This is a genomic window from Nocardia kruczakiae NBRC 101016 (assembly GCF_001612965.1).
Classification (GTDB): Bacteria; Actinomycetota; Actinomycetes; order Mycobacteriales; family Mycobacteriaceae; genus Nocardia; species Nocardia kruczakiae.
This window is the reverse complement of sequence record NZ_BDBL01000043.1, coordinates 25,329-50,639: the sequence shown is the minus strand read 5'-3', so window position 1 is coordinate 50,639 and position 25,311 is coordinate 25,329. Positions and strand designations below refer to the sequence as shown.

The 25,311-nt window shown below is 68.8% G+C and carries 24 protein-coding genes; 16 read left to right on the top strand and 8 right to left on the bottom strand.

Going from position 1 to position 25,311, the window contains the following annotated elements; all coding sequences use genetic code 11:
- Window positions 1-3: 3 nt before the first annotated feature.
- Complete coding sequence (locus tag NK1_RS26995) at window positions 4-525, top strand: hypothetical protein (RefSeq protein ID WP_063013145.1); 522 nt, start codon at window positions 4-6, stop codon at window positions 523-525.
- Here the strand turns inward: NK1_RS26995 and glgB are convergent.
- On the bottom strand, window positions 489-2,675 hold the full coding sequence (glgB, locus tag NK1_RS26990; protein ID WP_063013143.1) for a 1,4-alpha-glucan branching protein GlgB: 2,187 nt from the start codon (window positions 2,673-2,675) through the stop codon (window positions 489-491). The genes NK1_RS26995 and glgB overlap by 37 nt on opposite strands.
- Before the next feature lie 34 nt (window positions 2,676-2,709).
- Entirely contained in the window at window positions 2,710-4,713 is a 2,004-nt protein-coding gene (locus NK1_RS26985; RefSeq protein WP_063013141.1) for an alpha-1,4-glucan--maltose-1-phosphate maltosyltransferase, read from the bottom strand.
- A gap of 189 nt (window positions 4,714-4,902) precedes the next feature.
- Between NK1_RS26985 and NK1_RS26980 the strand changes: the two genes are divergently transcribed.
- The 4 genes from NK1_RS26980 to NK1_RS26965 all read left to right on the top strand — a co-directional run bounded on the left by NK1_RS26980 (window position 4,903) and on the right by NK1_RS26965 (window position 10,621).
- Window positions 4,903-5,664, top strand: a complete 762-nt coding sequence (locus NK1_RS26980; protein ID WP_063013139.1) for a dienelactone hydrolase family protein — start codon at window positions 4,903-4,905, stop codon at window positions 5,662-5,664.
- A gap of 81 nt (window positions 5,665-5,745) precedes the next feature.
- Complete coding sequence (gene glgP / locus NK1_RS26975) at window positions 5,746-8,364, top strand: alpha-glucan family phosphorylase (protein ID WP_063013137.1); 2,619 nt, start codon at window positions 5,746-5,748, stop codon at window positions 8,362-8,364.
- Window positions 8,365-8,501: 137 nt separating this feature from the next.
- Window positions 8,502-9,866 carry an NCS2 family permease gene (locus tag NK1_RS26970; RefSeq protein WP_063013134.1) on the top strand — a complete coding sequence of 455 codons (1,365 nt, stop codon included), beginning with the start codon at window positions 8,502-8,504 and terminating at the stop codon, window positions 9,864-9,866.
- A gap of 203 nt (window positions 9,867-10,069) precedes the next feature.
- Window positions 10,070-10,621 carry a DoxX family protein gene (locus NK1_RS26965; protein ID WP_245660841.1) on the top strand — a complete coding sequence of 184 codons (552 nt, stop codon included), beginning with the start codon at window positions 10,070-10,072 and terminating at the stop codon, window positions 10,619-10,621.
- 174 nt (window positions 10,622-10,795) lie between these two features.
- Here the strand turns inward: NK1_RS26965 and NK1_RS26960 are convergent, their stop codons facing one another.
- Window positions 10,796-12,916 carry an ATP-dependent DNA helicase gene (locus NK1_RS26960; protein WP_063013132.1) on the bottom strand — a complete coding sequence of 707 codons (2,121 nt, stop codon included), beginning with the start codon at window positions 12,914-12,916 and terminating at the stop codon, window positions 10,796-10,798.
- 212 nt (window positions 12,917-13,128) lie between these two features.
- Here NK1_RS26960 and NK1_RS26955 point away from each other — a divergent pair, with 212 nt between their 5' ends.
- A complete protein-coding gene (locus tag NK1_RS26955) occupies window positions 13,129-13,995 on the top strand; it encodes an alpha/beta fold hydrolase (RefSeq protein ID WP_063013130.1) in 867 nt (288 codons plus the stop codon).
- Between the two features lie 13 nt (window positions 13,996-14,008).
- On the opposite strand, the gene NK1_RS26950 is transcribed toward NK1_RS26955, so the two are convergent.
- Together NK1_RS26950 and NK1_RS26945 are read right to left on the bottom strand one after the other, a co-directional pair.
- Window positions 14,009-14,587: an isochorismatase family protein gene (locus tag NK1_RS26950; protein ID WP_063013128.1), complete on the bottom strand. Its 579-nt coding sequence runs from the start codon at window positions 14,585-14,587 to the stop codon at window positions 14,009-14,011.
- A gap of 33 nt (window positions 14,588-14,620) precedes the next feature.
- Window positions 14,621-15,934: a nicotinate phosphoribosyltransferase gene (locus NK1_RS26945; RefSeq protein WP_063013126.1), complete on the bottom strand. Its 1,314-nt coding sequence runs from the start codon at window positions 15,932-15,934 to the stop codon at window positions 14,621-14,623.
- 264 nt (window positions 15,935-16,198) lie between these two features.
- Between NK1_RS26945 and clpS the strand changes: the two genes are divergently transcribed.
- From clpS to NK1_RS26895, 10 genes are all read left to right on the top strand, one after another.
- Complete coding sequence (gene clpS / locus NK1_RS26940; protein ID WP_036498646.1) at window positions 16,199-16,504, top strand: ATP-dependent Clp protease adapter ClpS; 306 nt, start codon at window positions 16,199-16,201, stop codon at window positions 16,502-16,504.
- 22 nt (window positions 16,505-16,526) lie between these two features.
- Window positions 16,527-17,096 (top strand): oxidative stress transcriptional regulator AosR, encoded by a 570-nt coding sequence (gene aosR, locus NK1_RS26935; protein WP_063013169.1) that lies wholly within the window; start codon window positions 16,527-16,529, stop codon window positions 17,094-17,096.
- Between the two features lie 43 nt (window positions 17,097-17,139).
- A complete protein-coding gene (locus NK1_RS26930; protein WP_245660839.1) occupies window positions 17,140-18,198 on the top strand; it encodes a P1 family peptidase in 1,059 nt (352 codons plus the stop codon).
- Between the two features lie 163 nt (window positions 18,199-18,361).
- Window positions 18,362-18,784 carry a M67 family metallopeptidase gene (locus NK1_RS26925; protein ID WP_063013122.1) on the top strand — a complete coding sequence of 141 codons (423 nt, stop codon included), beginning with the start codon at window positions 18,362-18,364 and terminating at the stop codon, window positions 18,782-18,784.
- Window positions 18,785-18,831: 47 nt separating this feature from the next.
- Entirely contained in the window at window positions 18,832-19,116 is a 285-nt protein-coding gene (locus NK1_RS26920) for a MoaD/ThiS family protein (protein ID WP_039776839.1), read from the top strand.
- Window positions 19,117-19,121: 5 nt separating this feature from the next.
- On the top strand, window positions 19,122-20,084 hold the full coding sequence (locus tag NK1_RS26915) for a cysteine synthase (RefSeq protein ID WP_063013120.1): 963 nt from the start codon (window positions 19,122-19,124) through the stop codon (window positions 20,082-20,084).
- 306 nt (window positions 20,085-20,390) lie between these two features.
- Complete coding sequence (locus NK1_RS26910) at window positions 20,391-20,960, top strand: rhomboid family intramembrane serine protease (RefSeq protein WP_245660846.1); 570 nt, start codon at window positions 20,391-20,393, stop codon at window positions 20,958-20,960.
- Between the two features lie 69 nt (window positions 20,961-21,029).
- On the top strand, window positions 21,030-21,794 hold the full coding sequence (locus tag NK1_RS26905; protein ID WP_036498675.1) for a cyclic nucleotide-degrading phosphodiesterase: 765 nt from the start codon (window positions 21,030-21,032) through the stop codon (window positions 21,792-21,794).
- A 77-nt stretch (window positions 21,795-21,871) separates the two neighbouring features.
- Window positions 21,872-22,639 carry a ribonuclease PH gene (gene rph / locus NK1_RS26900; RefSeq protein ID WP_063013118.1) on the top strand — a complete coding sequence of 256 codons (768 nt, stop codon included), beginning with the start codon at window positions 21,872-21,874 and terminating at the stop codon, window positions 22,637-22,639.
- Complete coding sequence (locus NK1_RS26895; protein WP_063013116.1) at window positions 22,639-23,247, top strand: non-canonical purine NTP pyrophosphatase; 609 nt, start codon at window positions 22,639-22,641, stop codon at window positions 23,245-23,247. The genes rph and NK1_RS26895 overlap by 1 nt, the downstream gene beginning before the upstream one ends.
- A 191-nt stretch (window positions 23,248-23,438) precedes the next feature.
- Here NK1_RS26895 and NK1_RS26890 read toward each other — a convergent pair whose 3' ends face one another.
- From NK1_RS26890 to NK1_RS26880, 3 genes are all read right to left on the bottom strand, one after another.
- Complete coding sequence (locus NK1_RS26890) at window positions 23,439-23,828, bottom strand: DUF3817 domain-containing protein (protein WP_063013114.1); 390 nt, start codon at window positions 23,826-23,828, stop codon at window positions 23,439-23,441.
- A complete protein-coding gene (locus NK1_RS26885) occupies window positions 23,825-24,298 on the bottom strand; it encodes a transcriptional regulator (RefSeq protein ID WP_084461595.1) in 474 nt (157 codons plus the stop codon). Before NK1_RS26885 ends, NK1_RS26890 begins: the two co-directional genes overlap by 4 nt.
- Before the next feature lie 64 nt (window positions 24,299-24,362).
- A complete protein-coding gene (locus tag NK1_RS26880) occupies window positions 24,363-25,238 on the bottom strand; it encodes an oxidoreductase (protein ID WP_063013110.1) in 876 nt (291 codons plus the stop codon).
- Window positions 25,239-25,311 lie beyond the last annotated feature (73 nt).

Sequence of the window (25,311 nt, the reverse complement as noted above, 5' to 3'; positions counted from 1 at the left end):
CGGATGACCGTGCGAACCGAGCATCCGATCGTCACCGCGGTCCTCGATCGTCACCGCGACGACCTGGGTGACGATCTGACGACATACCGCAATCACGTGCTGCGCTGCCTCAATTACCACCGGGCGCTGCTCGATACCCCGCTGCCCGATGCGGCGGTGCTCGCGTGGGCGGTGCACGACCTCGGCATCTGGACCGCCGGGACTTTCGACTATCTCGCGCCCTCCGCCGCGCTGGCCGAGGAGTACGCGGCCGAGTTCGCAATCTCCGACCAGGAGGCGGTCCTGCGGATGGTGCTCGACCACCACCGGGTACGCGCGGTGGATGATCCGATCGCCGAGAGCTTCCGGATCGCGGACCGTATCGACGTCAGCGGCGGCCTCGTGCGTGGCGGTCTGCCCCGGGCCGAGGTACGTGCCGTCGTCGCCGCGCTGCCGTACCACGGATTTCATCGCTTCCTGGCCGAGAGCGCGGCGCGGTGGGCGCTGCGTCATCCGTTGCGGCCGTTGCCGATGCTGCGGTGGTGATCAGGTGTCAGCCAGACGGCGCTGTTGGGCGCGATGGTGACCTCCGCCGAGTACGGCCGGCCGTGCGCGGGACAGGCCGACGCCGATACCGCGCCGAGATTGCCGGTGCCGCTGCCGCCGTAGGAGGTGGCATCGGTGTTGAGGATTTCGTGCCAGGTGCCGGGAGCCGGCAGGCCGATGCGGTAGTCGCGGTGTTCGAGGCCGGAGAAATTGAAGACGCAGGCCACGACCGAGCCGTCGGTGCCGTAGCGCAGGAAGGCGAGCACGTTGTGCACGTGGTCGTCGGCCTCGATCCAGGCGTAACCGCCGGGCGCGGTGTCCTGCGTCCACAGCGCCGGGTGGGCGCGGTAGACGGCGTTGAGATCGGCGACGAGGGCGCGGATACCGTCGTGCAGCGGGTTGGCGAGTTCGTCCCAGTCCAGCCCGCGGTCGTGTGACCACTCGCGGAACTGGCCGAATTCCTGGCCCATGAACAGCAGTTGTTTGCCCGGATGTGCCCACATGTAGGCCAGGACCGCGCGGACGCCGCAGGCTTTGGCGTAGTCGTCGCCGGGCATGCGGGTCCACAGCGTGCCCTTGCCGTGCACCACCTCGTCGTGGCTGATCGGCAGCAGATAGTTCTCACTCCACGCGTAGACCGCCGAGAACGTGATCTCGTTGTGGTGCCAGCTGCGATGCACCTGATCGCGCCCGAGGTAGCCGAGCGTGTCGTGCATCCAGCCCATATTCCACTTCAGGGTGAAGCCCAGCCCGCCGACCTCCGTGGACCGGGTGACCCCCGGCCAGGTGGTGGATTCCTCGGCGATGGTCACCACGCCGGGATGATCGGCGTGGACGGCGGCGTTCAGTTCGCGCAGGAAGGCGACGGCCTCCAGATTCTCCCGTCCGCCGTGCACATTCGGCTCCCAGCCGCCGGGCGGACGTGAATAGTCGAGGTACAGCATCGAGGCGACGGCGTCGACGCGCAGCCCGTCGATATGGAATTCCTCGAGCCAGAACCGCGCGTTCGCGACCAGGAAGTTGCGCACCTCGTTGCGGCCGTAGTCGAAAATGTAGGTGCCCCACTCCAATTGCTCGCCGCGGCGGGGATCGGGATGTTCGTAGAGGGCGTTGCCGTCGAAGCGGGCCAGGGCCCATTCGTCGCGCGGGAAGTGGCCGGGCACCCAGTCGAGGACGACACCGATGCCGTGGGCATGCAGGTGGTCGACGAACGCGCGGAAATCGTCGGGGGAGCCGAAGCGGGCGGTCGGCGCGTAATAGGAGGTGACCTGGTACCCCCAGGAACCGCCGAAGGGGTGTTCCGCGACGGGCAGCAGTTCGACGTGCGTGAATCCCTGGGCCCGAACGTATTCCGCGAGCTGTTCGGCGGCGCTGCGATAGTCGAGTCCGGGCCGCCACGAGCCGAGATGAACCTCGTAGATGCTCATCGGCTCGCGCGTGGGGTCGCGCCGGGCGCGGGCGGCGCACCAGTCCTGATCCGACCACCGGTAGGTGGTGGCGGCGACGACCGAGGCCGTCGCGGGCGGGGTTTCGGCGGCGAAGGCCAGAGGGTCGGCGTGGTCGACGGTCCGTCCGTCGGCGCCGTGAACGCGATATTTGTATCGCGTGCCGGCCGCGACGCCGGGAACGAACACCTCCCACACCCCGGACGATCCGAGCCGGCGCATCGGCGTACTCGTTCCACCCCAGCTGTCGAAATCGCCGAAGACGGTGACACCGCGCGCATTCGGCGCCCAGACCGCGAACGACGTGCCGGTGACCTCGCCGTCGAGGGTGGTGTAGCGGCGCGGATGGGCGCCGAGTACCTCCCAGAGCCGTCGATGCCGTCCCTCGCCGAGCAGGTGCAGATCGAGTTCGCCGACGGTCGGCAGGAAGCGGTATCCGTCGGCGGTGAGTACGGTCCGGCTGCCCGGATACGCCACGATCAGGCGGTAGTCCCACAGATCCGGGAACCCGACCACGCCCTCGAAGACGCCGTGGCCGATGTGGTGCAGCGGATGATCGACGCCGCCGATGCGGGCCGACACCGAATCGGCGTGGGGCCGAAGGGTTCTGATCACCGTTCCGTCCGGATGTGGATGCGCGCCGAGGACCGTGTGCGGGTCGGTGTGGGTACCGGCGGCCAGCAGCATCAGATCGCGCCGATTCATCGGCGTGGCCGCCGGGCGGTGGTCCGGCCTGCGGTCACCGGAATGTCCTGCGGTAGGCCAATTCGGTGCGCGCGGCCGCGGAAACCGCCGGGAGCGCGAGGATGTGGGCGGGGGCGCGCACGGGATCCAGCCGCACGTAATTGGTTTGCGCCCAGTGATATTCCTCGCCGCTGATCTCGTCGTGGACCGTCGGATGGTCGTGCCATTCCCGCCCGATGGCCGGCATGTCGAGCGAGATCATCCCGTCCTCGGCGCCGAACGGGTTCAGGTTGACCACCACCAGCACCGCATCCCCGGAGCCCGGATCGACCTTCGAGTACGCCAGCAGCGCCTCGTTGTCGACGTGGTGAAAGGCGATGCAGCGCAACTGTTGTAGCGCGGGATGGGCTCGGCGGATCTCGTTCAGCCGGGTGATGAACGGTTCCAGCGATTCTCCGCGTGCCGCGGCCTCGGCGAATCGGCGCGGACGCAGTTGGTATTTCTCCGAATCGAGATATTCCTCGCTGCCGGGCTGCACGGCCTGATGTTCGAAAAGTTCGAAACCGGAATACATTCCCCAGCTCGGCCCCAGCGTGGCCGCGAGCACGGCGCGCACGGCGAACATGCCCGGACCGCCGTGCTGCAGGCTCTCGTGCAGGATGTCGGGGGTGTTGACGAACAGATTGGGCCGGGCCTCATCGGCCTTGGCGGCCAGTTCGCGACCGAATTCGGCCAGTTCGTAGGCCTCGGTGCGCCAGGTGAAATACGTGTAGGACTGGGAGAATCCGCGCCGGGCCAGGCCGTAGAGGCGGGCCGGGCGGGTGAATGCCTCGGACAGGAAGATCACATCGGGATCGGTCCGGCGCACCTGCGCGATCAGCCATTCCCAGAAGTCGGCCGGTTTGGTGTGCGGATTGTCGACCCGGAAAATCTTGACGCCCACAGCGATCCAGTGCCGCACGACGCCCAGGACGGCGGCATACAGCCCGTCCGGATCGTTGTCGAAATCCAGCGGGTAGATGTCCTGATATTTCTTCGGCGGATTCTCCGCGAACGCGATGGTGCCGTCGGGCAGCGTGGTGAACCATTCCGGATGACTGCGTACCCACGGATGATCGGGCGCGCACTGCAGCGCCAGGTCAAGTGCCACCTCGAGACCGAGTTCGCCTGCGGCACGGACGAATTCGGCGAAGTCGGCCTCGGTTCCCAGCAGCGGGTGGACGGCGTCGTGGCCGCCTTCGGCCGATCCGATCGCCCATGGGGAGCCGAAATCGTCGGGCCCGCACGTCAGAGAGTTGTTGGGGCCCTTGCGATTCACCGTGCCGATCGGGTGGATCGGCGGCAGGTAGACGACGTCGAAACCCATGGCCGCGATGCGTGGCAGTTCCTTCGTCGCGGTGGCGAAGGTGCCGTGCACCGGATTGCCGTCGGCGTCCCAGCCGCCGGTGGAGCGGGGGAAGAATTCGTACCACGAACCGACCAGCGCGCGCCGCCGCTCGACCAGCAGGGTGTGGGCCGGACCGCGGGTCACCAGGTCGCGCAGTGGCGTCTCGCGCAGGATCTCGGCCACCTCGGCGCTGAAGGCGGGTGCCACCCGCGCCGGCAGTTGCGCATCGCTGCGCAGCGCGGCCGCGGCGGCGCGTAGTTTCTCCCACTGGCGTTTCGGGACCGCTTGGGCGGCCCGTTCGAACAGCCGGGCGCCGATCTCGAGGTCGTTGGCCAGATCCGCCGCGCTCTGGCCGACGGCGAGTTTCGCCTCGACCGCGGCGCGCCAACCGGTGATCGGATCGCCCCAGCCTTCCACGCGAAAGGTCCACAGCCCCGGTGTATTCGGGGTGAACACCGCATTGAAGACATCGGGTTCGAACTCGGGCGCCATCCGGATCCGCTGGGTGCGGCCGCCGCCCGGTCCGCGCACGGCCAGGGTGGCCGCCACCGCGTCGTGCCCCTCGCGCCACACCACGGCCCGCACCGGGACCACCTCGCCGACGACGGCCTTGGCCGGATATCCGCCCGCGACGGCCGGGGCGGTGTCATCGATGGCGATGCGACCGGTCACGGCACCAACCGTACCGGTAGTTCGGGGGCGACCACGAACACGCGCGACGTGGGCCTGCGCGATTGCGGGCCGGAGAGGGCCGTGGCAAACTTTCCGGGGCGTTGGTTCCGTTTCTGGTGGACGCCGGTGCGGGGCGAACGGCCGGCACGAACGAATTCGCCGGGAGAGCCGAGAGAAAGGGAATCTCGCATGACAGCAGTGCAGGGGCAGACCGTGGAGATCGCGACGCCCGACGGTGTCGCCGACGGGTACGTCACCTATCCCGCGGCGGGTGGGAGATATCCCGGTGTGCTGCTGTACATGGATGCGTTCGGACTGCGTCCGAGTCTGCGCGCGCTGGCCGACGATTTCGCCGCGGCCGGATACACCGTGCTGGTCCCCAACGTCTTCTACCGGCACGGCCGGGCGCCACTGCTCGAGCTGCCGGATTTCATCGACCCCCAGCAGCGTCCGGACCTGTTCGCCACGATCGTCCCGATGCTGCGGGAGCTGACCCCGGATCTCGTGGTCCGCGATGCCGGCGCCTACCTGGACTGGCTCACCGCGTTCGAGCACACGGCCCACGGTCCGGTCGCCACCGCCGGCTACTGCATGGGTGGCCGGTTGGCGGTGTACACGGCCGGCGCGTTCGGTGACCGGATCGCGGCCGCGGCCGGATTCCACACCGGCGGCTTGGTGGTCGAGGGTCCCGACAGCCCGCATCTGGCCGTCGAGAACGCCACGGCCGAGATGTATTTCGGCCATGCCGACCAGGACCGCTCGCTGACGCCGGAACAGATCGAGACGTTCGACAAGGCTCTCGCCGCGGCCGGAGTGCGCTACCGCACCGAGGTCTACCCCGGCGCACACCACGGTTACACCCAGACCGACACGGCGGACTACGACCGCGAAGCCGACGAGCGGCACCGGCGCGAGCTGCTGGCCCTGCTCGATCGGACGCTGCGGGGATAAGACCTTTCGCAGCAGGTCAGCGCACTGGCTCGGCCTCGGCGTGCGGAGGACGGGCCGGTGCTGCCGTGTAGGGTCTACCCGGTGAAGGCATTGCGTCGTTTCACCGTCCGTGCCCATCTGCCGCAGCGGCTGGCCGCCCTCGGTGAGCTGGCCGCCAATCTGCGGTGGTCGTGGCACGGGCCCACTCAGGATGTGTTCGCGCAGCTGGATCCCGAGTTGTGGGTGCGGGTCGGGCGCGATCCGGTGCGGATGCTCGGCGAGGTGGACGCCGACCGGCTCGACGAGTGGGCCGCCGACCCCGATTATCAGGCGGCCGTCGACGCCGCGGAGGCCGACCTGCGGGACTATCTGACCAGACCCCGCTGGTTCGGCGAACATATCGCCGCGGAGCCGGAAAGCCCGGCGCCGCGCGGTATCGCCTATTTCTCCATGGAATTCGGTGTGACCGAGGTGCTGCCGAATTATTCGGGCGGGCTGGGGATTCTGGCCGGGGACCATCTCAAGGCGGCCTCGGATCTGGGGTTGCCGCTGATCGGCGTCGGCCTGCTGTATCGGTCCGGCTATTTCCGGCAGTCGCTCACCGCCGACGGCTGGCAGGCCGAACGCTATCCCGACCTCGATCCGCAAGGCCTGCCGCTGCGGCTACTGGCCGAGGAGGGCGCGCCGGTGCTCGTCCACGTGCCCATGCCCGAGGGCCGGGTCCTGCGCGCCCGGGTGTGGATCGCGCAGGTGGGACGAATTCCGTTGCTGCTGCTCGATTCCGATATCGCCGACAACGATCCGGAACTGCGCGCGGTGACCGACCGGCTCTACGGCGGCGACCAGGATCACCGCATCAAACAGGAGATTCTGGCCGGAATCGGCGGTGTGCGCGCGGTCCGCGCCTACACCCGGGCTCGCGGCCTCCCGGATCCGGATGTGTGGCATATGAACGAGGGCCACGCGGGATTTCTCGGGATCGAGCGGATTCGCGAATATATGTCGGGCGGAATGGATTTCGACTCCGCGCTGGCCGCGGTCCGGGCCGCGACCGTCTTCACCACGCATACTCCGGTGCCCGCGGGCATCGATCGGTTCGCCGCCGGATTGGTCCGCCGTTACTTCGGCGGTGCCCACGGGGAACGGGAATCGCCACTGCTGCCGGGGATTTCGGTGGATCGGATCCTGGCGCTGGGACGTGAGGCCGATCCTTCGGTGTTCAACATGGCCCACCTCGGATTACGACTCGCCCAGCGCGCCAACGGTGTTTCGCGATTGCACGGTGAGGTCAGCCGGGACATGTTCGCGCCGCTGTGGCCCGGATTCGACGCGGCCGAGGTGCCGATCGGTTCGGTGACCAACGGTGTGCACGCCCAGACCTGGGCGGCTCGCGAATGGATCGACACCGCGGCGCGAGCGACGGGCCCGGAGGAGGCAGCGCGCGTAACCACGGAGGGACCCGAACTCGTCGCCGAGGCGCGCGGCTGGGAACAGCTGCGGGCCGTGGATCCGCACGAGCTGTGGGAGACGCGGGCGACGCTGCGTGCGGAACTGGTCGCCGAGGTCCGTCGCCGGCTGCGGGAATCGTGGCTCGAACGCGGCGCGGCGCCGGCCGAATTGGGTTGGGTGGACGAGGTTTTCGATCCCGGTGTGCTGACCGTCGGCTTCGCCCGGCGGGTGCCCACCTACAAGCGGCTGACACTGATGCTGCGCGATCCGGACCGGCTGCGCGCGCTGCTGCTCGATCCGGAGCGACCGCTGCAACTGGTGGTCGCCGGTAAGAGCCATCCCGCCGACGACGGGGGGAAGGCGCTGATCCAGCAGGTGGTGCGGTTCGCCGACGATCCCGCGGTGCGGCACCGCATCGTGTTCCTGCCCGATTACGACATGTCGATGGCCCGGTACCTGTACTGGGGTTGCGATGTGTGGTTGAACAATCCGCTGCGTCCGCTGGAGGCCTGCGGGACCTCCGGGATGAAGGCCGCACTCAACGGCGGGCTCAATCTCTCCATCCGCGACGGCTGGTGGGACGAGATGTACGACGGTGACAACGGCTGGGCCATCCCGACCGCTGACGGCGTCCGCGACGAACATCGGCGCGACGATCTGGAGGCCGCCGCGCTGTACGAGATGCTGCAGCGCTCGGTGCTCCCGCGGTTCTACGAGCGCGACGAATCCGGCCTGCCGGTGCGCTGGATGGAAATGGTGCGCCATACGCTGCGCACCCTCGGTCCGAAGGTGCTCGCCTCGCGCATGGTCCGCGACTACACCATCGGCTACTACCTCCCGGCCGCCGGTTCCTACGCCGCGGTCGCGGCCGGCGACTTCGCCGGGGCGCGGGCACTGGCCGAATACCGCCGCCGCCTCGAGGGGGTGTGGTCGCAGGTGAAGGTCCTTCAGGTCGACAGCTCCGGCCTGCCCGATATTCCGGTGATCGGCGCGGAACTGTCGTTGCGGGCCCGCATCGATCTGGCCGGTCTGTCCACCGGCGACGTGGTGGTGCAGGCGGTTCTGGGCCGGGTCGGTTCCGACGACGAGCTGACCGATACGGAGGTCGTCGACATGGACCACCTCTCGACGGACGCCGGCACCGAGCAGTACGCGGTCACCACGCCGGTACCGCATTCCGGCGCCGTCGGCTACACCGTCCGCGTGCTGCCCAGACACCCGCTGCTGTCGGGCCCGGCGGAACTCGGTCTGGTCGCCGCGGCGCGGCCGTAGACCGTCTGGTCAGCGGGAATATCGGCGAGCGTGATTTGCCACATGTTCGCCGATCTGAATGGCATGGAACGGGCGGAGACGGATACGGTGCCCTCGGCACAGTCGGATCGGTCCGGGGCGAGGGTGGAGAGCAGCAGATGAGCAGTGTCGACGTCCTGTCGCGGTCCAAGGGACGCCTCGATTCCTACTTCGGAATCGCCCGGCTCGGCTCGACCATGAAGCGCGAGCTCATGGCGGGAACCGTCACCTTCCTGGCGATGTCCTATGTGCTCGCGGTCAACCCGGCGGTTCTCGGCGACCACGGTCAGCTCGGATCGCGCGGCATCCCGACCCAGGCGGTATTCACCGCGACCGCGGTGGCCGCGGTGGTGGGCACGCTGGTGATGGGAGTGTGGGCACGCTATCCGATCGCGCTCGCGCCCGGGATGGGGTTGAACGCCTTCTTCGCCTATTCGGTCGTGCTGGGGATGGGGATCGACTGGCAGGTGGCACTGTCGGGCACGCTGCTGTCGGGCATCATCTTCTTCATCCTCGCGGTGACCAAGATCCGCGAGAAGATCATCGACGCGATTCCGCTGCAACTGAAGCTGGCCGTCGGCGCGGGGATCGGCATGTTCGTCGCCTTCCTCGGTCTCAAGAACGCCGGGATCGTGGTCTCCGATGCGGCGACCTTCGTCCACCTGGGTGACTTCACCAAGGGGACCACACTGCTCGCGCTGTTCGGACTGCTGGTGACGGTCGTCTTCCTGGTGCTCGGCTGGCACGGCGCCGTGCTGTACGGCATCGTCTCCACGACGGTTGTCGGCATCGTCAGCGGGCTCGTGCATCTGCCGCATCAGGTGGTGGCGCTGCCGCACGGGCTGGATCAGACCTTCGGCCAGGCCATCGTGAATCTGCCGCACGCCTTCACCGGCCAGATGGCGATCGTCGTGCTGACCATGCTGTTCGTCGACTTCTTCGACGCCTCGGGCACGCTGATCGGCATCGCCAACCAAGCCGGGCTGCTCGGGCCCGACGGGAAACTGCCGCGCGCCGCGCAGGCGCTGGCCGCCGATTCGATCGGCACCGCCGCGGGCGCGATCATCGGAACCTCGACCACCACCGCCTATGTCGAATCCACCGCCGGCGTCAGCGCGGGCGGGCGCACCGGGCTCACCGCCGTCTCGACCGCCGGCTGGTTCCTGGCCGCGATGTTCTTCTTCCCGATCTTCGCGGTGGTCGCCGATGTCCCCGCGGTGACGGCGCCGGCGCTGATCGTGGTGGGCGTGCTGATGTCGCGGGCGCTCGGCGACATCGATTGGGGCAAGCTCGAATACGCGATTCCGGCGTTCATCACCGTGATCATGATGCCGCTGACCTATTCGATCGCCAACGGGATCGCGATGGGGCTGACCTTCTATCCCGTCGTCATGGTCGCGCGGCGGCGCGGGCGTGAGGTGCACCCGGTGATGTGGGTGCTGATGGCGGTATTCCTCGCGTACTTCTTCTTCCTCGCCGACTAGGTTCCTCGCCGATCGGCCGCCCGGCGGCGTTCCGCGAAGCCCTGCGCCGATGAGTTCGGCGCGCATTCCTCGTCTTACCGAACGAGGCCCTACCGAACCAGCGCCACGGAACACGCCGTACGGAATAAGTCGTGAACCGGGTTCGGTTGGTGACCGTGTTATCAATCGGACCGCGGTCCGTTTTGCTTTCGTCAACTAACGAGATGAGGAATCCGACGATCATGACCGCCAATACCGAGCCCCGGACCGCCGCCCGCCCGCTGGAATTCCGGACCGTGGCCGATCCGGCCGCCGCCGATATCGGCCTCCTGCTGTTGCGGCTGGTCTTCGGCGGCCTGCTGTTCGTGCACGGCACTCAGAAGCTCTTCGGCTGGTTCAACGGCCCCGGCCTGTCCGCGACCGCGGCCGGATTCCAGCACATGGATTACGACCCCGGAAAATTCTTCGCCACGCTCGCCGGATTGTGCGAGGCGGTCGGCGGCGGTCTGCTGTTCCTCGGGCTGGTGACGCCCCTGGCCGCCGCGATCGTGCTCGGTACCATGATCAACGCGATGCATGTGACCTGGCCGCACGGGCTAGAGGGATACGAGTCCGCGCTGTTGTTCGCGACGGTCGCGGTGGCGCTGGGCTTCACCGGCCCGGGCCGCTTCTCGGTCGATCACGGGCGGCCGTGGCAGCGGCACGGCATCGTGTGGGGAGTCGGCGCGGTCGTGATCGGTGTGGTGGCCGCGGTGATCACTTTGCTGGTGAAGTAGGTTCGCCGGCCGGGCGATATGAGTGTCCCCACGTCGCGTGCAGGGTTCGCGACGCGGGGACCTCGGATACTCCGATGTGGGAATTGGGGTGCACCGGAAGTATCGCCCGCCAACTTACTTCCGAATAGAAGTAGTTTCACAGCCAATGTGGCAGGTGTCACATAACGGTTCGGTTCAGTTCTCGGCGGCCACGGCCGGATCGGGGGCCGTGGCGGTCAATCGCCGCAGCGCCTTGGCGACGACCTCGGGGTCGGAGGTCTCCCAGTACGGGGGGAGAGAGGTGCGCAGATATCCGCCGTAGCGGGCGGTCACCAGCCGCGGATCCAGAATCGCCACCACGCCGCGGTCGTGCACGCTGCGCAGCAGCCGCCCGGTGCCCTGGGCCAGCAGCAGGGCGGCGTGGTTGGCCGCGATGGTCAGGAAGCCGTTGCCGCCGCGCGCCTGCACGGCCTGCTGCCGGGCGACGAGCAGCGGATCGTCGGGCCGGGGGAAGGGAATGCGGTCGAGAATGACCAGGCTCAGCGACGGTCCGGGAACGTCCACGCCCTGCCACAGCGAGAGCGTGCCGAACAACGAGGTCGCCGGATCTTCGGCGAAGCGCCGGACCAAGGTGCCGGTGGCGTCCTCGCCCTGGCACAGGATCGGCGTGTCCAGGCGTTCGCGCAGGATTTCGCTGGCGGCCTTGGCGGCGCGCATCGAGGAGAACAAACCCAGGGTGCGCCCACCGGCCGCCTCGATCAGCCGCTCGATCTCGTCCAGATAGGCCGGGGCCAGGCCGTCGCGGCCGGGAGCCGGAAGATGTTTGGCGACATAGAGGATGCCGGATTTCGCGTGATCGAACGGCGAGCCCACATCCAGGGAGTTCCAGCGCATGGCCGAGGTGTCGGCGGGAGCTTCGGCTCCGTTCGCCATCGCCGGGTCGATCCGGCGGCTGCCCTGATCCGCGCGCTCGGCGCCGGGGACGTCGGTCCCGGCGCGATCGGGCGTCTGCGGGGGCAGCCCCCACGTGACGGCCAGCCCGTCGAAGGAACCGCCGACCTGCAGCGTGGCCGAGGTGAGAACGACCGTCGCGGTGCCGAACAACCGGCTGCGCAGCAACCCGCCCACCGAGAGCGGTGCCATGTGCAGCGTGCGCCGGGCGACGCCGCGCACCTCGTCCACGGCCAGCCACAGCACATCGCGGCGGGCCGCCGGATCGGGTTCTTCGAACGCCGTCAGCGCGCGTACGGCGGTATCGTGCACCTCCTCGACCGCGGCCACCGCCATGTTGCGGGCGGCGGCGGCCTCCGGATCGCCCTGTGGCGCACCGGAACCGGGAGGCGCGAGGGCGGTGCGGACGGTCCAGGCGGCATCGCGCAGCAGAGCCAGCACCTGATCGCCGCCGGCGGGCAGTTCGTCCCAGCGGCCCGGCGGCAGATCCTCGAGCAGTTCGTGCCATGCCTCCGCCGCACCCTCGAGCCGGTCGAGGTCGGCCTCGTCGACGAGTTTGGTGCAGCGCTTGGCCGCCGCCGTGATGGTCGCGGTGGACAGTTCCGCGGTCGCCACCCCGGTGACCCGGTCCACCAGTTCGTGCGCCTCGTCGATGACGACCACATCGTGTTCGGGCAGCACCTGGATTCCGCTGATGGCATCGATGGCCAGCAGCGCATGGTTGGTGACCACCACATCGGCCTGCCCGGATTCCGCGCGGGCGCGTTCGGCGAAGCAGTCGGTGCCGAACGGGCAGCGCGATTTGCCCAGGCATTCTCGCGCCGAGACGCTGACCTGACGCCAGGCCCGGTCGCTGACGCCGGGGACCAGTTCGTCGCGGTCGCCGGTCTCGGTGTCGGAGGCCCAGTCGTTGAGGCGCTGCACCTCGCGTCCGAGCCGGGAGATCGCGAAGGCGTCGAACAGTTCGGTCTCCGGCGGTTCGTCCGGGATCGCGCTGTTGATCTTGTGCAGGCACAGATAGTTGTTGCGGCCCTTGAGGATCGCGAACCGGGCGCGCCGGCCCAGCGGTTTCTCCAGCGCCTGCGCCAGTCGCGGCAGATCGCGGTCGACCAACTGCCGCTGCAGCGCGATGGTGGCGGTGGACACCACGACCGTCCGCCCGCTCTGCACCGCGTGCCGCAGACTCGGCACCAGATAGGCCAGCGACTTACCGGTGCCGGTTCCGGCCTGGACGGCCAGGTGTTCCTTGGTGTCGATGGAGTGCGCGACCGCGGCCGACATGGTCTGCTGGCCGGTACGCGCCGTACCGCCGAGCGCTTCCACGGCGGTCGCCAGCAAAGTCGGTACGGGCGGGAGTTCGGGCACCCAGGAAGACTAGCGCCCCCTGCCGACAACCGGGACGACCGGCGGCGGTCGCCTGTGGTTGCCCGCGCCCGTCCGAGCGGAGTTGTGCACAGGCCGGCGGTTGTCCACAGGGTGCGTCGCGGGGACGCCGGATCCGGTGGCGGCGTCCGGGACGGTCAGTAGGGTTGGCGGTAATCCGCATCAGGGGGTGCGGTACGGGGAAGGAGACGCGCGTGGAGCCGGATTACCGCACCTGGATCGCCGGGGGATCGCACCTCGAGCTGAGTGGCCACCGGATCTTCCACCGGCAGGACGGCCCGATCGACGGGCGGCCGGTGACGCTGCTGCACGGATATCCGACGTCCTCGCACGATTGGGTCTCGATCCTGCCCGCCCTCACCGAATCCGGCTGCCGGGTAACGACTCTGGATTTCCTCGGCTTCGGCGCCAGCGACAAGCCACGCGGGCACGACTATCGGATGACCGAACAGGCCACGCTGGTCGAACAGCTCTGGCAGCGGCTCGGCATCACCGAGACCGCACTCGTGGCCCACGACTACGGGGTCAGCGTGGCGCAGGAGTTGCTGGCCCGCGACAGTGCTCGGGTGCGGCGGATGGCCTGGCTCAACGGCGGCCTGTACCCGGACCTGTACCGGCCCTTGCCGATTCAGCATCTGATGACCACCCCGATCGGCAAGATACTGAATCCGCTCATGTCGGAGACGACCTTCCGGATGACGTTGCGCCGCATCCTCGGGCGCCCGGTCTCCGACGCCGATCTGCACCAGATGTGGCTGGCGATGACCGACGGCGGCGGTAAGCGCGTGCAATGGGCGCTCAATCGCTACCACGCCGAGCGCCGGGCCAACGCGTCACGCTGGCAGCAGGCGCTCGAAAGTTATTCCGGGCCGGTACTTTTCGTGTGGGGTCCGGCCGATCCGATCAGCGGCGGGCACCTGCTGCCGCGGCTGCGGGAACGGCTGCCGCAGGCCCGGTTCGAGGTATTGGACGCGGCGCCCGCGACGGGGCACTACCCGCAGGTCGAGAACCCCGGGCCGGTAGCCTCCGCGCTCGTGGAATTCCTGGCCGCGGAGTCCTAGCCCGATCTCACGGTCATGGGTTCGTGGGCAGGCTGCCCGCCAACTCCACGCCGGCGGCACGCAGACCGTCCAGTGCGGTGGCGGTCGTCTCCGGTGACACCGCCGCGGTGAGGTTCAGCAGTACCCGGGTGGTCAGACCCGCCGCGCGGGCATCGGCGGCGGTGGCGCGGACGCAGTGGTCGGTGGCGATACCGCAGATGTCCACGGCGTCGACTCCCTTGTCGCGCAACCATGTCGCGAGTTCGACCGCATCATCGGTCGACCCCTCGAATCCGGAATAGGCGGCGCTGTAGGCGCCCTTGGAGAACACCGCGTCGAGAGTGGAGGTGTCGAGATTCGGATGGAAATCCGCACCCGGCGTGCCGGCGCGGCAGTGTGGCGGCCAACTGTCCACGTAATCGGGATGATCGGAGAAATGGGCACCCGGATCGATGTGGAAGTCCCGGGTGGCGGCAATCGCGGCATAGTCGCCGCGGTGTGCGGCCAGGTAGTCGCTGATCTGCCGGGCCACCGCGGCGCCGCCGGCGACGGCCAGCGAGCCGCCCTCGCAGAAATCGTTCTGCACATCGACGACGATGAGCGCTCTACCCATCTCCCGCACCTCGTTTCGCCGGTTGCCCCACGTTCATTGTAGGAACGTGGTCGGAACGGCCGGTTCGCCCGCGGAGAGTTTCAAGCCCTCCCAGGGCAAACTGATCAGACCGCGGGCGACCAGATCCCGGCTGTGCGCCAGATCCGGCGCGTCGGCCGCCGGCTCACCCTTGCGAATCAGCGGAACCAGCAGATCCCGCACGTCGTAACCGTTGCCGGTGGGGCGTTGCGCGGTGGCCGGATACACGATCTCCTCGACGATGGTGCCGGTATCGCGGGACAGTCGCACCGCGCGCTTGGTGCCGCCCCGCGACTGTTTGTGGCTACTGCGCTTGGCCACCGGTACGCCCTCGACCTCCACCAGTTTGTAGACCATTCCGGCGGTCGGCGCGCCCGACCCCGTGACCAGGGAGGTGCCCACGCCGTATACGTCGACAGGTTCGGCGCGCAGTGCGGCGATCGCGTACTCGTCCAGATCGCCGGACACCACGATGCGGGTTTTCTTCGCGCCGAGTGCGTCGAGCTGGTCGCGCACCTGCCGCGCCAGCACGCCCAGGTCGCCGGAATCGATACGCACACCCCCCAATTCGGGCCCGGCGACCTCGATGGCCCGGGCCACCCCGGCGGTGATGTCGAAGGTGTCCACCAGCAGTGTGGTGCCGATGCCGAGCGCGTCGACCTGACTGCGGAAGGCCGCCGCCTCGTGCTGCCCGTCCGGGCCGCTGTGCAGCAGCGTGAAGGCGTGCGCGCTGGTGCCCGCGCCGGGAATGCCGTAGCGCCGCACCGCCTCCAGATTCGAGGTGGCGTCGAACCCGGCGAGATACGCGGCGCGGGCGCAGGCGGGAGCGGCCAGTTCGTGGGTGCGGCGCGAACCCATCTCGATCATCCGGCGGCCCCCGGCCACGCTGACCATCCGCGCCGCCGCGGCGGCGATCGCGCTGTCGTGGTTGAGGATCGACAGAATCAGCGTTTCCAGCACCACGCACTCGGCGAAACTGCCGCGCACCGACAGGATGGGGGAGCCGGGGAAGTAGAGATCACCTTCCAGATAGCCGTCGATGTCGCCGGTGAAGCGGAAATCGCGCAGCCACTCCAGCGTGCGCGCGCCCAGGAATCGCGCCGCGACAGCGAGTTCGGCATCGCCGAAGCGGAAGTCCCGCAACGCGGTGAGCAACCGGTCGGTACCCGCGACGACGCCGTATCGGCGACCGTGTGGCAACCGGCGAGCGAATACCTCGAAGGTGCAGTGCCGCTGTGCCGAACCGTCGGCCAGGGCGGCCGCGAGCATGGTCAGCTCGTACTGGTCGGTCAGCAGGGCGGTGCTCGCGGCGGCGGCCGAAGTGTCCACGCGGCCACTGTAGACATACCGGACGGGCGGCGGGCGCCGCGGTGCGCGCGGCGTCGCGCAAGGCCCTCCGGAGGTGCTCGGCGCGGGTGTTGTTTATCCGGAGCCGCGTCGTACTCTGAGGGTATGGGTCTGTGCATGAGAGACGCCGTCCGGATCGCCGCCGGTCCGGCCGGCGCGAACCAGGCAGCGGCGCCAGCGACGGGCCCGCGGGACACGGCGTGGCGGGAAGGGCCGTGGGCGGGGCGAGACACCCGTGTAGGCGTCGTGGCCGGACGGTTGTCGGCGGCTCAGGCCACACCGGAGACCGTCGAGGTCACCGAGATCCTGGAGGCCGAGGACCGGCCGTGGGTCACGGTGGTCTGGGACGACCCGGTGAACCTGATGCACTACGTCACTTACATCTTCCAAAAGCTGTTCGGTTACAGCAAAGCCAAAGCAACCGAGCTGATGCTGCAGGTACACAACGAGGGCAAGGCGGTGGTGTCGTCGGGATCCCGGGACAGGATGGAGCACGACGTCCAGCGTCTGCACGCCGCCGGGCTCTGGGCGACCATGCAACGTGACCAGTGACCGCGACGGCTACGGTAGCCCCGTGCGCAAGTGGAGCAGGAAGAACTCGCTGAGCGGGCTCAAGCTGCGGTCGGAGATGGACCCCCGGGAGGCGGACGTCCTGCGTTCGCTGGTGGGGGCGGTAACCGGACTGCTCACCGATCGGGCTCGATCCACCCCCGAGGACGATCTCGCGGAGCTGACCGGACTTCGCACCGGCAACAGCGTTCCCCCGGACGATCCGCGGCTGGCGCGGCTGCTGCCCGACTTCCATCGCAAGGAACCCGGTTCTCCGGACGCCGACCGCGCCGATCTCAACAGCGCCCTGCGCAGTCTGCACGAACCCGAGATCATCGACGCGAAGGTGGCCGCGGGCACGGTGGTCCTGGAAACCCTGCCCGAGCGCGGCGGCAAGATCGTGCTCACTCCCGAACAGGCCGACGCCTGGCTGAACGCCCTCAACGACGTGCGGCTGGCGCTGGGCACCGCACTGGGCATCGACGCCGACACGCCCGACCAGCTCGATCCCGACGATCCGCGCGCCCCGCACCTGGACGTCTACCACTGGCTCACCTGGATGCAGGATTCGCTGCTGCACGCCCTCGCGCCCTGACTCCGCCCGCGCTTCGCGGATGCCCACGTCTGCAGGAGGACATGTGACTTCGGTGCCCGGACCTCGGGATTCGATCACGGACGTGGCGGGTGTACTCGTCGGTCACCACCACGAACTCGATCCGGACGCGACGCTCGGCTCCGGCGCCGCGACCGGCTGCACCGTGGTGCGGGTGCCGGGCGGAGCCACCGCGTCGGTCGACGTGCGGGGCGGGGGACCGGGCACCCGTGAGACCGATCTGCTCGATCCCGGCCAGACGGTGCGGCAGGTGAACGCGGTGCTGCTCACCGGCGGCAGCGCCTACGGGCTGGCGGCCGCCGACGGGGTGATGCGCCGGCTGGAGGAGGACGGCGAGGGCATTCCGATGGATCCGGCCGATCCCTCGCGGGTGGTGCCGATCGTTCCCGGTGCGGTGATCTTCGATCTCCCGGTGGGGGCGTGGGATATCCGGCCGACCGCGGAATTCGGTTATCGCGCAACGCAATCGGCGAGCGAGACGTTCGAACGCGGCAGTGTGGGTGCCGGCACCGGGGCGCGAGCCGGTTCCATCAAGGGCGGAATCGGCACGGCCAGTGTGCATTTCACCGCAGGCCCGGCCGCCGGCCACACCGTCGGGGCGCTGGTGGTCGCCAATCCGGTGGGTTCGGTGTTCGATCCGCGTACCGGCCTGCCCTGGGGCGCGGGTACCGACGGACCGGAGCATTTCGGTCTGGCACCCGCCACCGCCGAAGCCCTGGCCCGCGCCAATGCGCTGCCGGTGAAGGGGACGGTGCTCAACACCACCATCGGTGTCGTGGCCACCGATGCCGCGCTGGATCCGGCGGGATGTCGCCGGCTCGCGGTCACCGCGCACGACGGGCTGGCTCGCGCGATCCGGCCCGCCCATTCCCCGCTCGACGGCGACACGTTGTTCGCGCTGGCCACCGGTACGATCACCGCGGAATCGAATATTCCACTGCCACCCGCGTTTCCGGCGGATCTGCTGCTGCTCGACGAACTGTGCACCGCGGCCGCGGTGTGTGTGGAGCGGGCGATCGTGGACGCGATCCTGCGGGCGAACCCGGTGGCCGGCATCCCGGCCTACCGCGAGTTGTTCGGCTGAGCCCCGGCCTGTCCGGATCGAGGCATTCCACGCCGTGTGATGCGCTATATCAGGCCCGCCCGTGCGGTGGGTGGGAATAGCCGAATATCCTCGGCCGTTGACGGCAGCGATACGACCCGCGCGGGCCGGGCGCGTCGCGGGCGTGAGCGGAAGGATTCGAACTGTGCTGGTGATCAGGGCCGATCTCGTGGATGCGATGGTGGCGCACGCCCGCGCCGATCATCCCGACGAGGCCTGCGGTGTGATCGCCGGCGCCGAAGGCTCCGACCGACCGGAGCGATTCGTGGCCATGATCAATGCCGAGCGCTCGCCCACCTTCTACCGGTTCGACTCCGGCGAACAGTTGCGGGTCTGGCGGGAGATGGACGACCGGGACGAGGAGCCGGTGGTGATCTACCACTCGCACACCGCCACCGAGGCCTATCCCAGCCGGACGGACATCTCGTACGCCTCCGAGCCGAACGCCCACTACGTGCTGGTGTCCACCCGTGACCCGCAGCAGCACGAACTGCGCAGCTACCGGATCCTCGACGGTGTGGTCACCGAGGAACCGGTCAAGATCGTGACCGAGTACCCCCGGGCCTGAGCCCGACGCGTCCGCGAACCAGGCGACCAGAAGAAACAGGAGCACCCATGTCGGTAACCGTGTCCATCCCGACCATCATGCGCACCCTCACCGGAGGTGAGAAGCGGGTCCAGGCGACCGGTTCCACCCTCGCCGAGGTGATCGGGGACCTCGAGGCCAACTATCCCGGACTCGAGCAGCGCCTGCTGTCCGACGGCAAGCTCAACCGCTACGTCAACATCTACGTCGACGACGAGGACGTGCGCTTCGCCGGTGGGCTGGAGGCCGAGGTTCCGGCCAACGGCTCGGTCACCATCCTGCCTGCCGTCGCCGGCGGCGCGCTCGGCCGCTGATTTCCGTGGCACGCTACGAATCGCTGATCGAGACCCTCGGCAATACTCCGCTGGTGGGTCTGAAGACGCTGTCGCCCCGATGGGACGGTGACGACCACGTCCGGTTGTGGGCCAAGCTGGAGGACCGCAACCCGACCGGGTCGATCAAGGACCGTCCGGCCTTGCGCATGATCGAGCAGGCCGAGGCCGACGGCACGCTGCGGCCGGGCTGCACGATCCTGGAGCCGACCAGTGGCAACACCGGCATCTCGCTGGCCATGGCCGCCAAGCTCAAGGGGTATCGCCTGGTCTGTGTGATGCCGGAGAACACCTCGGTCGAGCGGCGGCAGTTGCTGACCATGTTCGGTGCCGAGATCATCGACTCTCCGGCCGCCGGTGGCTCCAACCAGGCCGTCGCGAAGGCCAAGCAGATCGCCGCCGAACATCCCGACTGGGTGATGCTGTACCAGTACGGGAATCCGGCCAATGCCGATGCGCACTATCAGGGCACCGGCCCGGAGATCCTGGCGGATCTGCCGGAGATCACCCACTTCGTCGCCGGGCTGGGCACCACCGGGACCCTGATGGGAACCGGCCGCTACCTGCGGGAGAACGTCGCGGAGATCGATATCGTGGCCGCCGAGCCGCGCTACGGCGAACTGGTCTACGGGCTGCGCAACATCGACGAGGGCTTCATCCCGGAGCTCTACGACGAATCGGTGCTGACCTCGCGGTTCTCGGTCGGGCCGTACGACGCGGTGCGGCGCACGCGGGAGCTGGTGCTGGAGGAGGGCATCTTCGCCGGCATCTCCACCGGCGCGATCCTGCACGCCGCCCTCGGCGTGGGCAACAAGGCGTTGCGCGCGGGTAAGCGGGCCGATATCGCGTTCGTGGTGGCCGACGGCGGCTGGAAATACCTGTCGACCGGCGCGTACGACGGCACGCTGGAGGAAGCCGAGGAACGTCTCGAAGGTCAGCTCTGGGCCTAGTAGTTCGGTGGACCGTCGCCTCGCGGCCGCACCGCCGGTCCTCGCCGCAGCGGTACCGTTGAGGGCGAGCGACCGGACGGCCGGTCTCGCGAGGAGGTGATGGCGGTGGCCGAGCAGATGGGTCCGTCGTTCGACCCGGATCGGATTGCCGCGCTGCGGGCCGAACTGCAGAAGTCCGCGGGAACGCCCGCCGGTTCCGTACCGTCCGGTTCGCAGTTTCCCTCGCCCCGGCCCGCCCCCGCAGCGCCGGCGTCGGAGCCCGGACGTACCGCCGCTCTGAAGTTGTTGTGGCAGCGGGCAATTGCGATGACTCTCACGTTCGTGGCGTTGTTGTACGCGGTCGAGGGCGTCGACACCGTCTCGCATCACGACCTCGACGGTGCGGGGGTGAGGCCCCGGACGGCCGAGGGTCTGGAGGGCATCGTCTTCGCCCCCGTACTGCACGCGAACTGGGCGCATCTGATCGGCAACACCCTGCCGGTGATCGTGCTGGGACTGCTGACGCTGCTCACCGGGATCGGTCGCGGACTGGCCGCCACCGCGATCGTCTGGGTCGTGGCCGGGGTCGGCACCTGGCTCACCGGGGCGAGTGGTTCGGTGCACATCGGCGCCTCGGTGCTGGTGTTCGGCTGGCTCACCTATCTGATCTCGCGCGGCCTGTTCACCCGCAACCTGTGGCAGATCCTGGTGGGTGTCGTCGTGGGTCTGTTGTACGGCTCGATTCTGTGGGGTGTGCTGCCCGGCCAGACCGGAATCTCTTGGCAAGGGCATCTTTTCGGTGCGTTGGGTGGACTGCTGGCCGGCTGGGTACTCTCATCGAATGAACGTCGTCATCGTCGCGGGGAGAGTGCCGGCCGCCTCGCATCGTCGGGGTGACTGCGGAACTCGGCCGGCGATTTGGGGGATCCCCAGTTGAGTGAGAATGCAGCGTGGCAGCATGGGGGAATGCGACTCACCGTCCTCGGGTGTTCGGGCAGTGTGTCCGGCCCGGATTCCCCTGCGTCGGGCTATCTGCTGACCGGTCCGGATATGACCCCCACCGTGATCGATTTCGGTCCCGGTGTGCTGGGCGCGTTGCAGCGCTACCTGGACCCCGGCGAGGTCGACATCTTCCTCACCCATCTGCACGCCGATCACTGCCTGGACCTGCCCGGACTGCTGGTGTGGCGGCGGTATCACCCGAACCCGCCGACCGGGAAGGCCATCGTGCAGGGTCCCTCGGATTCGGCGCTGCGGATCGGCAACGCCTCGGCCGAGATCGGCGGCGAATGCGACGACTGGTCCGACGTGATCGATATGCGCCCCTGGCAGGAGGGCGCCGAGGTGCGTTTCGGCCCGGGCCACACGGTGGTCGCCCGCCGGATGTACCACCCGCCGGAGTCCTACGGCCTGCGCATCACCACCGCCGCCGGCCGGACGTTGGTCTACACGGGTGATACCGCCTTGTGCCCCGCGGTGTTCGAACTCGCGGAGGGCGCCGACGTGCTGCTCTCGGAGGCTTCGTGGACCCACGATCCGGCCAATCGCCCACCGGGCATTCACCTTTCGGGTACCGAGGCCGGAATGATCGCCGCCCGTGCGGGTGTCGGCGAACTGCTGCTCACCCACATTCCGCCGTGGACCTCGCGCGAGGACGTCATCGCGGAGGCCAAGGAGCAGTTCAGCGGACCCGTGCACGCGGTCTCGCCGGGTGAGGTCATCGAAATCTGAGCACCTGCCCCGCCGGGTGGAGATGTCGGTCGCCCCGCCGAGGGAGGGGCGTCGTACCCATCCCTTAGGCTGGCGTTGTGTCTAGACGAGCCGATGGCAGAGCGGACGACGAACTCCGCGAGGTAAGGATCACCCGGGGATTCACCACGCATCCGGCGGGTTCGGTACTGGTCGAATTCGGTCAGACGCGGGTGATGTGCACCGCGAGCGTCACCGAGGGGGTGCCCCCGTGGCGGCGTGATTCCGGATTGGGCTGGCTCACAGCCGAATACGCGATGCTACCGGCCGCCACCCACACCCGCAGCGGGCGCGAGTCGGTGAAGGGCAGGGTCGGCGGGCGCACCCAGGAGATCAGCCGTCTGGTCGGCCGGTCCCTGCGCGCATGCATCGACCTGGCCGCGATCGGCGAGAACACCATCGCCCTCGACTGCGACGTCCTGCAGGCCGACGGCGGCACCCGCACCGCCGCGATCACCGGCGCCTATGTGGCGCTGTCGGACGCGATCACCTATCTGGGCGCCGCCGGCCGCCTGGCCGACCCGCAGCCGATCTCGTGCATGATCGCCGCGGTCAGCGTCGGCGTGGTCGACGGGCGGGTGCGCCTGGACCTGCCGTACGAGGAGGATTCGCGCGCCGAGGTCGATATGAACGTGGTCGCGACCGACACCGGCACCCTGGTCGAGATCCAAGGCACCGGCGAGGGCGCCACCTTCCCGCGCTCCACCCTGGACAAGCTGCTGGATTCCGCGCTGGCCGGCTGCGAGCAGCTGTTCGAGGTGCAGAAGCAGGCGCTCGCGCTGCCGTATCCGGGGCAGCTGCCCGAGCCGGGCGAGAAGAAAAAGTAATGGCGCGCCGGGTACTGGTGGCCAGCCGCAACGCCAAGAAGCTCGGCGAATTGCGCCGCATCCTCGACGAGGCGGGAGTCGCGGGTCTCGAGATCGTCGGCCTGGACGAGGTGCCGCCGTTCCCGGAGGCACCCGAAACGGGCGCGACGTTCGAGGAGAACGCTCTCGCCAAGGCGCGCGACGGCGCGGCGGCCACCGGATTGCCTTGTGTGGCAGACGATTCCGGCCTCGCCGTCGACGCGCTCAACGGTATGCCCGGTGTGCTGTCCGCGCGTTGGTCGGGCCGCCACGGTGACGACGCGGCGAACAACGACCTGCTGCTCGCCCAGCTGGGAGATGTCCCCGACGACCGCCGCGGCGCCCGCTTCGTCTCGGCCTGCGCCCTGGTCGCCGACGGCCGCGAGGTCGTTACGATCGGTGAATGGCCGGGCACGATCGCGCGAAAGCCGGTCGGCGACGGCGGTTTCGGCTACGACCCGCTGTTCGTCCCGGACGGCGGAACGGTCTCGGCGGCCCAGCTCACCCCGGCGGACAAGGACGCCGCCTCCCACCGCGGCCGGGCCCTGCGCGCCCTGCTCCCCGCACTGGCGAACCTGGCGAAGTCCTGAAAATGACTCCCGCGCACCCTTGACCGGGTGCGCGGGAATCCATCGAACAGATCTCGGTAACCGCTGATTACGCGAGCACATGGGTAACTCACCGGGTACGGGCTGACTGGCTACCGGACTGACCGCCGGCCGCCAACGCGCGTCTCTCCGCACCCGAGTCTGGCCTGAAGACCCGGAGAGGCGGCTCAGCCTCAGCTCGAGAATTCGGCGCGGACCTGCCGGGTGCGGTAGTGCTCGCAGACGAAGGACAGGAACGGGATGGTGCCGGCCAGGGCGGTGATCACCAGCGTGAGCGGCTTCCAGCGCGTCTTGATGCCCAGGTCGATGGTGAACACCAGGTACAGCATGTAGAAGATGCCGTGGATCTGGCCGACGTAGAACAGCCAGTGCGGCGCCTTGCTGCTGTCATCGAGCAGCAGGTACTTGTACACCATCTCCGCGCACAACAGCAGCAGCCAGACACCGGTGATGTAGGCGAGTACGCGGTAGCGGGTCAGCGCCGAGCGGATGCGGCCGGTGTCGCGGGCCGCGGGGGCCGGTGTGGCGGCCGGTGCCGGTGTGGTGGGGTGGTCGGCGCTCAACCGGCTCTCCTCTCGGTGTCGGGGCCGTCGAGCCCCACGGCGTGCATCCGCTCGCGCACATCCTGTGCGTGCAGATCGGCAAGATACTTGTTGTATTCGGCCAGCACCGGGTCATCGTCGCGTGCGGCGGTCGGCCGTTCCGGCAGGATCCCGGCCGGGATCTCGCGCGGAGCGGCTCGTTTGACCCTCCGCCGAGCCGGGGTCGCGGATTCGGCCGGGCTCGATGGCTCGGTGGTCTCCGGCGCCTCGGTGTGCTGGGCGGCGGTATCGCGCTCGAGCCGCACGAACCGGAAGTAGGCGAAGACCACGAATCCGGCGAACAGCGGCCATTGCAGCGCGTAGCCGAGGTTCTGCGCGGTTCCGGACGAGGATTCGAACCGTCCCCACTGCCACCAGCCCAGCCCCAGGCAGGCCAGCGCGGCCACGACCACCAAGATGATCAGAGCCGGGCGACGATGTGGTGCGGACACGCCTACCACGGTACCCGGTCTACTACACGGCCCGTAGTGTGAGGTGCCCGGCGATCTCCGCTGGTCAGAATTTGTAGGTGACGCCGGTCAGCCGTTCGGATTCCTCCCACAGCCGCCGCTGCAGATCGGTGTTCTTCGACAGCGAGCTCGACGGTGAGGGCCGGACCGGACCGCGGGAACCGAACAGCAGCGTCGGCCCCCAGTAGATGTTCGGATCGGCGTCCGGCACGGTGGCCGCGAAGAGGCTCGACTCGGCGGCCTTGCGCGGTGAGTGCCCGGCCAGGGCGATGAAGGGTTTGGCGACCTTGTCGAGCGGGGTCTCGGTGCGGGTGAACAGATCGGTGGGCGAGACGCCGGGGTGTACGGCGTAGGACCGGGTGGCGGATCCCGATTCGGCCAGGCGTCGCTGCAGTTCCCGGGCGAACATCAGATTCGACAACTTCGACTGGGCGTAGGCGAGGTTGCGCTGGTAGCGGCGGTTCTCGTAGTTGAGATCGTCGATCCACAGCTTCGGGGTCTGCCGATGCGCGATGCTGGCGAGGCTGATCACCCGGTCGCCGATGCGGTCCAGCAGCAGTCCGGTCAGCGCGAAGTGCCCGAGATGGTTGACCCCCCACTGGGTTTCGAATCCGTCCGCGGTGCGCGAGAAGGGGATGTTCATCAGGCCCGCGTTGTTGATCAGCACATCGAATTCCCCGGTGCGCTCGGCGAATTCGCGAATCGATGCGAGGTCGGCCAGATCCAGCGCCGATACCCGGACGTCCCCGTCGATACCGTCGGCGATCTGCTGGGCGGTCGAGGTATTGCGGCAGGCCATGATGACGGTCGCCCCCTTGGCGGCCAGGGCCCGGGTGGTGTGCTTGCCGATACCGCCGTTGGCCCCGGTGATCACGAACGTGCGTCCGTGCTGCGCCGGGATCTCGCTGGGATTCCACGCCATGGTGAGACCTCACTGTTTACCGTTGGGGAAAGGAGCCTCGTCGCATCCTCACCGCCCGACCTTACTCCAGAGT

Bases quoted from the DNA above. Each gene is read 5' to 3' on its own strand.
- NK1_RS26995 (WP_063013145.1), top strand. From the start codon at position 4: ATGACCGTGCGAACCGAGCATCCGATCGTCACCGCGGTCCTCGATCGT.
- glgB (WP_063013143.1), bottom strand. From the start codon at position 2,675: ATGAATCGGCGCGATCTGATGCTGCTGGCCGCCGGTACCCACACCGAC.
- NK1_RS26980 (WP_063013139.1), top strand. From the start codon at position 4,903: ATGACAGCAGTGCAGGGGCAGACCGTGGAGATCGCGACGCCCGACGGT.
- NK1_RS26970 (WP_063013134.1), top strand. From the start codon at position 8,502: ATGAGCAGTGTCGACGTCCTGTCGCGGTCCAAGGGACGCCTCGATTCC.
- NK1_RS26965 (WP_245660841.1), top strand. From the start codon at position 10,070: ATGAGGAATCCGACGATCATGACCGCCAATACCGAGCCCCGGACCGCC.
- NK1_RS26950 (WP_063013128.1), bottom strand. From the start codon at position 14,587: ATGGGTAGAGCGCTCATCGTCGTCGATGTGCAGAACGATTTCTGCGAG.
- NK1_RS26920 (WP_039776839.1), top strand. From the start codon at position 18,832: ATGTCGGTAACCGTGTCCATCCCGACCATCATGCGCACCCTCACCGGA.
- NK1_RS26910 (WP_245660846.1), top strand. From the start codon at position 20,391: ATGACTCTCACGTTCGTGGCGTTGTTGTACGCGGTCGAGGGCGTCGAC.
- NK1_RS26905 (WP_036498675.1), top strand. From the start codon at position 21,030: ATGCGACTCACCGTCCTCGGGTGTTCGGGCAGTGTGTCCGGCCCGGAT.
- NK1_RS26895 (WP_063013116.1), top strand. From the start codon at position 22,639: ATGGCGCGCCGGGTACTGGTGGCCAGCCGCAACGCCAAGAAGCTCGGC.
- NK1_RS26880 (WP_063013110.1), bottom strand. From the start codon at position 25,238: ATGGCGTGGAATCCCAGCGAGATCCCGGCGCAGCACGGACGCACGTTC.